Origin of the sequence: Zooshikella ganghwensis DSM 15267, from assembly GCF_000428585.1 — a bacterium.
GTDB lineage: Bacteria > Pseudomonadota > Gammaproteobacteria > Pseudomonadales > Zooshikellaceae > Zooshikella > Zooshikella ganghwensis.
Map to the genome: position 1 here is coordinate 1 of NZ_AUAF01000172.1, position 8,348 is coordinate 8,348.

At 38.8% G+C, this 8,348-nt stretch carries 6 protein-coding genes, 2 rRNA genes and 1 pseudogene; 5 read left to right on the forward strand and 4 right to left on the reverse strand.

Going from position 1 to position 8,348, the window contains the following annotated elements; genetic code table 11:
• The 3 genes from F607_RS0122390 to F607_RS31175 all read left to right on the forward strand — a co-directional run.
• Nucleotides 1–95: ribosomal RNA gene (locus F607_RS0122390) — 23S ribosomal RNA — on the forward strand; the annotation flags it as partial.
• Nucleotides 96–150: 55 nt separating this feature from the next.
• Nucleotides 151–266, forward strand: a 5S ribosomal RNA gene (gene rrf / locus F607_RS0122395).
• 455 nt (nt 267–721) lie between these two features.
• Entirely contained in the window at nt 722–1,741 is a 1,020-nt protein-coding gene (locus F607_RS31175) for a hypothetical protein (protein WP_051311743.1), read from the forward strand.
• 60 nt (nt 1,742–1,801) lie between these two features.
• Here F607_RS31175 and serA read toward each other — a convergent pair whose 3' ends face one another.
• Nucleotides 1,802–3,031 carry a phosphoglycerate dehydrogenase gene (gene serA / locus F607_RS0122405; RefSeq protein ID WP_027709860.1) on the reverse strand — a complete coding sequence of 410 codons (1,230 nt, stop codon included), beginning with the start codon at nt 3,029–3,031 and terminating at the stop codon, nt 1,802–1,804.
• A gap of 364 nt (nt 3,032–3,395) precedes the next feature.
• On the opposite strand from serA, the gene F607_RS0122410 reads away from it, so the two are divergent.
• Nucleotides 3,396–4,790: an FAD-binding oxidoreductase gene (locus F607_RS0122410; RefSeq protein WP_027709861.1), complete on the forward strand. Its 1,395-nt coding sequence runs from the start codon at nt 3,396–3,398 to the stop codon at nt 4,788–4,790.
• Nucleotides 4,791–4,880: 90 nt separating this feature from the next.
• Here the strand turns inward: F607_RS0122410 and F607_RS0122415 are convergent, their stop codons facing one another.
• On the reverse strand, nt 4,881–5,204 hold the full coding sequence (locus tag F607_RS0122415) for a DUF4404 family protein (protein WP_084611378.1): 324 nt from the start codon (nt 5,202–5,204) through the stop codon (nt 4,881–4,883).
• Nucleotides 5,205–5,253: 49 nt separating this feature from the next.
• Here F607_RS0122415 and F607_RS0122420 point away from each other — a divergent pair, with 49 nt between their 5' ends.
• Entirely contained in the window at nt 5,254–5,934 is a 681-nt protein-coding gene (locus tag F607_RS0122420; RefSeq protein ID WP_027709863.1) for a fumarylacetoacetate hydrolase family protein, read from the forward strand.
• Between the two features lie 71 nt (nt 5,935–6,005).
• Here F607_RS0122420 and F607_RS0122425 read toward each other — a convergent pair whose 3' ends face one another.
• Both F607_RS0122425 and F607_RS36190 read right to left on the reverse strand, forming a co-directional pair.
• Nucleotides 6,006–7,115, reverse strand: a complete 1,110-nt coding sequence (locus F607_RS0122425) for a DUF3103 family protein (RefSeq protein ID WP_027709864.1) — start codon at nt 7,113–7,115, stop codon at nt 6,006–6,008.
• Between the two features lie 1,058 nt (nt 7,116–8,173).
• Nucleotides 8,174–8,348 (reverse strand): annotated as a pseudogene (locus tag F607_RS36190) (IS982 family transposase); the annotation flags it as partial.

Here is an 8,348-nt window from a genome sequence, read left to right on the forward strand (position 1 = left end):
AGAGCCGTTTAAGACTAAGACGTTGATAGGCTGGGTGTGTAAGCGTTGTGAGGCGTTGAGCTAACCAGTACTAATGGCTCGTGAGGCTTGACCATATAACGCCAAAGTGATTTGAGTGAGTTGTAGTTACGATTCTGCTAAAGGTTTATGCTTGACGACGATAGCGAGTGGGCACCACCTGATTCCATCCCGAACTCAGAAGTGAAACTGCTCAGCGCCGATGGTAGTGTGGCGTTTCGCCATGTGAGAGTAGGACATCGTCAAGCGCTTATTGGAAGCCCTGGTACACTGTACCAGGGCTTTTTACTTTTTAGGGATAACGCGTAAAAAAGCTGGCTGTTTACTAAGCTGAAATGACATAGGGCTTAGATAATCGTTAGGGATGCTCAGCCGGTTTAGTTCACCTGTCTTCTTTCTTTGTTTTACCCTTAAAAGACCTGCTTAATACCTATTCTTTTGGCTGTAATAAAAAAGCCTCTTCTAAACTTGCCACAGTTCTCGTTATAATTTAGTTGTCGTAGTAAGAAGTGATGCTATCACTTGTCGATATACTTATTTTCCTTTCTTATTCGCTTATATCTGTGCCGTGTTTTGTACCATCAGAAAACTAAGTTGATTATGTTTATTAGCAAACCTTGAAACTGAATAGCCACTGGACTTGGTGGGGTATTATTTCAAGAAGCAATGGAACACGGACGAGACGCTAGCGTTAGCTGTAGAGATGATTGGCATGGACAGACAGTTTAAGTTGTACGCCTTTATTAAAGAAATAATCAAAGATACATTTTCCCTTAGCTGGCTTCTTTTTAAAGTCATGATACCTGTATTGATTATCGTAAAGATAATGCAGGAGCTTGGCTTCATTGAATACTTCAGTATGGCGCTAGAGCCTTTAATGGGGCTGATTGGACTGCCATCTTCTATGGGGCTGGTATGGGCTACTACGATTGTAACCAATATTTATGGTGGTATGGTTATTTTCTTTTCAATGCAAGAGCCGATGACGGTGGCCCAAGTGACTGTGCTTAGCGCTTTGATGTTGTTAGCGCATGGCTTGCCAATTGAGGTGAGAATTACTCAGCTGGCAGGTTTGCGAGTCATATTTGTTGTCTTACTCAGGTTAATTAGTGCTTTTATATTCGCCTATTTGCTGCATTTGATTTACAGCAGTGGGAATTGGTTGCAAGACGCAAATGTTATTATCTTTGAGCCTCAAGAGATAGATCATTCCTGGTTAGGCTGGGCTAAAAATGAAACACTTAATTTAATTAAAATTGTAGGTGTGATTTTTTCGTTGGTGACCTTGCTAAAAATATTACGCTTGATTGGGGTTGAGAGGGTTTTGATATTTCTTTTGAAGCCTATTTTAAAAAGAATTGGAATTGCGGAAGAAGCAACAACTATTACTATTGTAGGAGTGACGCTAGGCCTTACTTTTGGTGGTGGACTCTTAATTCAAGAAGCCAATAAAGGACATGTTTCTGCAAAAGATATTTTTTTAGCAATGAGTTTGTTGTCTATATGTCATAGTTTAATAGAAGACACTATTTTAACTTCATTATTAGGTGGACATATTTCAGGAATTTTATTTGTAAGATTGATATTTAGTTTATTGTTAATTTGGGGCTTGGCTTATGTAGTCGCAAAATGCGATTCTAAAACAATGGAACGCTGGTTTATGCGCAATAAAAAAGAGGATACTGAAAAAGTCAGTGAACAGCCTTTGGTAGAGAATAAATAAAGCACTTAAGATAATAAAAAAGCCAGAATAAATAACTGGCTTTTTTATATCAGATCTTAATTAATAAAGCACACGACAGCGGATTGTGCCATTGACATGTTGAAGCTTTTCTAGGGCTATTTGGCTCTGTTCTGCTTCAACATCAATTACTACGTAACCCACTTTATCTTTGGTATCAAGAAACTGTCCACTTATATTAATGTTATTTTCAAAGAATATCCGGTTAATTTCTGAGAGTACACCAGGAATATTTTTATGAATATGAAGGATTCTATGTTGTCCAGGATGTGAAGGTAGGCCAACTTCAGGGAAGTTAACAGAAGTAATTGTCGTACCATTGTCGCTGTACTTCACAAGTTTTTCTGCAACCTCTTTCCCAATATTTTCCTGGGCTTCTACAGTGCTTCCTCCAACATGTGGTGTTAGTAAAACGTTATCTATACCTCTTAGTGGAGAGATAAACTCTTCGTTGTTGGACTTTGGTTCTATAGGAAATACATCAATCGCAGCACCTAGTAGTTTTTGGCTACGCAAGGCTTCAGCTAATGCATCTATATTGACCACTGTGCCACGAGAAGCATTAATCAGTACACTACCAGGTTTCATGGCCGCAATCTCGTCTGGCCCAATCATATATTTTGTCGATGGAGTTTCAGGGACATGAAGTGTAACAATATCACACAGACCCAGTAGGCTTTTCATATCTGCTAATTGGGTAGCATTTCCGAGCGGAAGCTTAGTGACAACATCATAAAAGTAAACTTCCATACCTAAAGATTCGGCCATAACGCTTAACTGACTGCCAATGTTGCCATAGCCAATAATACCTAACTTTTTATTGCGAATTTCATAGGCATTCGCTGCCGTCTTCTCCCAACCACCACGATGGGCTTTCATGTTTTTAGCTGGAACTCCCCTTAGTAACAGAATTGCCTCAGCCAAAACTAACTCTGCAACTGAGCGGGTATTGGAAAAGGGTGCATTGAAGACAGCAATACCTTTTTCTTGAGCGGAGGATAAGTCTACCTGATTTGTGCCAATGCAGAAGCAGCCAATTGCATTGAGCTTATTAGCAGCCTCAAGCACTTTGGGAGTTAACTGTGTGCGCGAGCGTATGCCAATAAAATGAACATCTGCAATTTTTTCTATAAGCTCCTCTTCTGATAGCGCAGTTGAGAGGTGTTCCACATTGGTGTAGCCATTGGCATTAAGCAACTCGATAGCAGAAGGATGTATGCCTTCCAACAGTAAAAACTTAATTTTATTTTTTTGCAAAGATGTAGTGGCCATATCAGGAAGTTACCATGGTCATAGTGTTCATCAGAGAGCAATAGGTTTCCCATAGTCCGGTACAACGAGCTTACATGGTAAGCATTATTATTATCAGCAGATTGCACACACCGATTAAATCCATTTATTAGAAAGTCCTGTTTAACAAATAGTAAGTTTGAGCATAACAAGAAACAAAGTTGGTGTATTTGGCTATGTTCTCTGCATCGATGGCTCATTTCGCAAACTATAAGGGGGGATAATCATAACATAGTGTGTCAGAATTATGAGCAAGTAAAAGGATGAAACTTATTCAGTCGCACTATGAGAAAAGCTGAGTAGGAATAAGGATCGTGAGTAAGTCAACGTTATTGAGAGTAAACCAATGAGTCAACCGGAAATCATAGCTCAACTAAAAGATATTATTGTGGAAGGTAAGGTCCTCACTGATGCTGAATCACTTAGCTTTTATGGTAAGGACTGGACGAAAGTATTTAGCCCGGCGCCTCTAGCTATTGTATTTCCCAGAAGTATTCCTGAAGTGCAAGCATTGGTTCGATTTGCTAATAAGCATAAAGTACAACTTGTTGCTTCAGGTGGTAGGACAGGGTTAAGTGGTGGTGCAGTAGCCGCAGATGGTGAAGTTGTTGTTGCTTTTGACTATATGAATAGCATTAAAGATTTCAATCCGATTGATAGGACTGTGGTTTGTGAGCCAGGAGTGATCACAGAGCAGTTACAAACATTTGCAGAAGAGCATGAGCTTTTTTATCCGGTTGACTTTGCATCTGCTGGCTCTAGTCAGATTGGTGGGAATATTTCAACAAACGCGGGTGGGATAAAAGTTATTCGTTATGGCATGACCCGGGATTGGGTAGCAGGCTTGAAAGTTGTAACGGGTACAGGTGAGTTACTTTCTTTGAATAAAGATCTGGTTAAGAATAATACAGGCTATGACTTACGCCAGCTATACATAGGAGGTGAGGGTACCTTAGGCTTTGTTGTTGAGGCAACAATGAAACTTGTGAGACCTCCTAAAGACCTTACGGTTTTACTGCTGGGTGTGCCCGATATGAGCTCAATTATGAATGTATTAAATAGCTTTCAACAAAAGATTGATTTAACAGCATTCGAGTTCTTTTCAGAGAAAGCGCTACAAAAAGTAGTGGCAAAAGGCGATGTCCAACGCCCCTTTGAGACTCAAGTAGACTACTATGCGTTGCTGGAGTTTGAGTGCTTGAATGAGCAACTTGCTGAACAGGCAATGGAGGTTTTTGAACTATGCTTGGAGCAAGGCTGGGTCATGGATGGGGTGATGAGCCAAAGCTTGACTCAATTGCAGAATCTCTGGCGTTGCCGAGAAGATATTTCGGAAACTATTGCTGAGTGGACACCTTATAAAAACGATATCTCAGTAATTGTGTCTAAAGTACCTGCGTTTCTTGCTGAAGTAGAGCGGGTTGTTACCGAACATTATCCTGACTTTGAAATAATCTGGTTTGGCCATATTGGTGATGGCAATATTCACTTGAATATTTTAAAGCCAGAGCAGCTCAACCAAGAGAGCTTTATAGAAAAGTGTCACCATGTCAGCCAGTGGGTTTTTGAAATTGTGGAAAAATATCAAGGTTCGGTGTCGGCGGAGCATGGTGTTGGCTTGTTGAAAAAAGACTTCCTACAATACACACGAAGCCCAGTAGAAATTGAGTACATGAAGGCTATCAAGCGGATTTTTGATCCAAATAATATTATGAATCCCGGGAAATTGGTTGATATGTAACTGGAAGCAAAGTTAATCAGCTGTACCCTGTGAAGTGTTCATTTGGGCACAGCGATTATTTTTTGTCAGACAGAGAGCGTCTCATTAGGGTTATATACCCATATTATTTAAAGTATCCAGCACTTGCCGTGTTGCAGAAGCAATAGCGGGGTGACTTTCAGCGAATTTAATGGCTTCTTCTTCTAGACGGTGTTTAAGCGCTTCAATCGGTGGCTCAGCTTCAGGAGCGTTGATAGCTGTATTTATTTCATCAGCGATTTGACGTAATTCTGCAGTGGTACACTCATCAGCTGCTTCTACATCATCAATGACTTTCAGAAGCTCATCCATGTCTGGTTGCAAACGTTTTGGCGTCATAGCGGTCATCCTAAAAGCTAATGTATTTATAAAGATAATATGCCAGGAAGTACTCATCTGGCAATTTTCCTCTTTTCATTAAACCATCAAAAAGTTGGGAGGGTATGTGACTAAATCACTATGGTGGGAGAATGGACAAAAGGTTGAATGGTCATTAGGAAAAATTGTTTGCGTTGGACGTAACTATGCAGATCATGCTGCTGAGTTGAATAACCCAGTACCAGAGCAGCCATTACTCTTTATGAAACCCGCAACAGCTTATAGTGAGGTAACGTCCTCTGTAAAGCTACCTGTAAGTAAAGGGAGATTACATTATGAGACGGAGCTTGCGTTATTGATTGGCAAGCCTTTATCGATAAATTCAGGCATTAAGCCAACCGAGGCGATTGTAGGGATAGGCTTAGCCTTAGACTTAACATTTAGAGATATTCAAGCAGAGCTAAAGAAAAAAGGGCATCCTTGGGAGAGGGCAAAAGCCTTTGATGGTTCATGTCCAATAACCAAATTTGTGCATTTTGATTCAAGCTGGTCTCTAGAGGATATTGAGTTTTATTGTTGGATTAATGGTAATTTGCGGCAACATGGTGTGACGAAGGGTATGCTGTTTTCAGCTACAGCATTATTAGAAAACATTAAAACAGAATTTACTTTACTACCTGGCGATGTTGTTTTAACCGGGACTCCGGCAGGAGTGGGTGAACTAAAAGGAAGTGAAGTTATTAGGCTTATGTTACAGCACAAGCAGACTAAATTGATTGATCAAACTTTTTCTACTAGTGCTGAATAAAGGTTTGCTGTCCTAACACGTTTAATCAAAATCTGTTTAGGACAGCATGAGCAGTACAATTTAATCGACTTTTATTTGGGTAATGTATAAGGAACCAGGGTTATTTGAGCATTACCTGATGCTCCATAGTAACCACTATAAGATCTTGCTCTTTCTAAGGTATAGAATGAGTCAACATAGTCATCTTCATTACTGAACCAGCGATCAGGCATTGCTTCAACAATCGCTTGACCAATACCTATGAGTAGACCTATTTCTGGTTGTCCTGCGGCTGAGACGATTTTGCTTACAGCTCCAATAAGCTGCTTGGAAAGCTCCTTATAGTTGTAGTTATCGTCATGCTCATACAGCATGATATTAGCAGCACCAAAACGATATTGACCCCACATCAACATGATTTGATTTGGGTAATAGGTCTTTTTGTCTTCATCTAAATAAGGCATGTCAACAACATTGAGAACAGCTTCTTTTTTAGATGGATTAATGCCTGAAACAATTGCGTAGATTTCTGAACTACCAAGCACCCAGGGTTCATGATCATTGTTTAATCTAATCTCAGTGAGCTTAGCGGTTTCACGCATTCTCTGATTATTTGCAGCACTGCTATATTGAGGAAGATCTTTTTTGTTAAATTTTAGTCCTGCTTTTGCAATTTCTTGATTAAGTACTTTCAAACCTGCCTGTAAGTCTTTTTTACTATTTATATCAATTACAAAAACAGGCATATTTGGCATTTCATTTGGGTCTAAATAATGCACATTACCATCTTTATCAAATGCCTCGATAGTTGACCAGTTTTGCTCATTACCATCAGGTACGTATGCTACGAGCCAGTCATCACCTGCTTCCCAATCAGCAAGCATAGACTTATCGGCTAACCTAATTTGTAATAAATTGTCTTCGTAGGTAGCAATGCCTTTGCGCTCAGAAAGAGATAGGTTTGCAGCTGAAACTTTTTTACTTAAGCTTTGGTTATTAGTTGCAGATGTAAGCTGTTGTAAGCTCAAAGATTGTTGATAGCGGTGAATATTTTGACGTAATTGGTTATCTATTACTTCACTCTGCAAAGCAATATCTTTAGCTAGCTCTCGAGTGATGGGGGCAATTTCTACAAACTCTGATTGAGCAAGGGTTACAGAGGATAGGCATGATAATACAAAGCCTGCTAATGTTTTTCTCATTTAACGCTCCTTGATATTTACCTAATTGGTAGGCAAGGATGATAGTTTTCATTAGTGAAGATAATATTATTAATATTTTAAATACTGAATTATATAAATAATAACAATATTATCTGACTCCAAACCAAGTAGGCTCTTTGAAAAAATATGCTTTGTTTGTTTTATTACACATGTTAGTTATGATTTACAAACAACAGGCTAGGCGACAATGTTTGCTGAGCTTGTTAAATTTCAGCTATTATAACCTTCACGAATGATTTCTAGGTTTTGTTATCTTCTCTCCTCACCCCAATCACCTATTAATATAGGCTCATGGGGCTTCGTCACTCGATGGCCGCACCTAAAAACCATTCGCATTGGATATACATACCGCGATCATTTATTATTCTTTTGGAACGAACACGCTAATACACTTTTGGTGTTTATTAGTGCGAGAAATACTAGCTTAAATTATGTTGCAAAATAACATATTAAAAAGAGATAGATATTCTATCTTTTGACAGGCAGCCAAATAATGATAAAGCTGATTTAACTAAATTTTTTACGGATAACTTCTCTATAGTAAAGAGGCAAGCATCCAGGTTCTAATTAGCGTTACTCTAATTGTGAATTTGCTAATTAATCAGTTTCTAGCTGGTTCTGTCATTGATAAAAGTCAAGCTATTAATATCAAAAAAAATATTCTGAGCGCAAGCATTATTTTTATAAATCAAAAATGAAACCAAAATGTAATAATTGGTTAACAATTAGCGCATGTTGATATACCACTGGCTCTCTGCTTTCAGACCATTGTATAAGTATTTAATTGCTTTAGATTGCTTGGAAGAATTACTTTTAAGTCCAGTAAAAGAAAGCTCCGTGACTGACTCTCTTATCTGTACTTTATTGCCAGCAGGTGAGATAGAAATAACGGAGTTCGCTGAAGATAAAAGTGACGTTTCATTCGATTGGCAAGTTAACAATCTATCTAGCGAAAAGACGCCACCTTCGCAAGAAAACCCAATATCAGTCAAGATAGTTTTAGATTTATTTAATACTTTAACGCGATGCTCGACTTTTTAGCCTATTAATTTAGCTAACTGAAGAGGAGCATTGCCTTGGTTCCTATTAAATAATACACACAAACTGTGTGATAATAGCTTGCGGGTAATTCGATTAGTCAAGCTCCATAGTGTTCTGCCTTTGGTTCGCTGAATATTAAACCTTTCTACTAGCTGACCAATCGTTGTCTCC

Excerpts from the sequence above, each read along its gene's own strand:
- F607_RS31175 (WP_051311743.1), top strand. The coding sequence starts at position 722 with ATGATTGGCATGGACAGACAGTTTAAGTTGTACGCCTTTATTAAAGAA.
- serA (WP_027709860.1), bottom strand. The coding sequence starts at position 3,031 with ATGGCCACTACATCTTTGCAAAAAAATAAAATTAAGTTTTTACTGTTG.
- F607_RS0122410 (WP_027709861.1), top strand. The coding sequence starts at position 3,396 with ATGAGTCAACCGGAAATCATAGCTCAACTAAAAGATATTATTGTGGAA.
- F607_RS0122415 (WP_084611378.1), bottom strand. The coding sequence starts at position 5,204 with ATGAGTACTTCCTGGCATATTATCTTTATAAATACATTAGCTTTTAGG.
- F607_RS0122425 (WP_027709864.1), bottom strand. The coding sequence starts at position 7,115 with ATGAGAAAAACATTAGCAGGCTTTGTATTATCATGCCTATCCTCTGTA.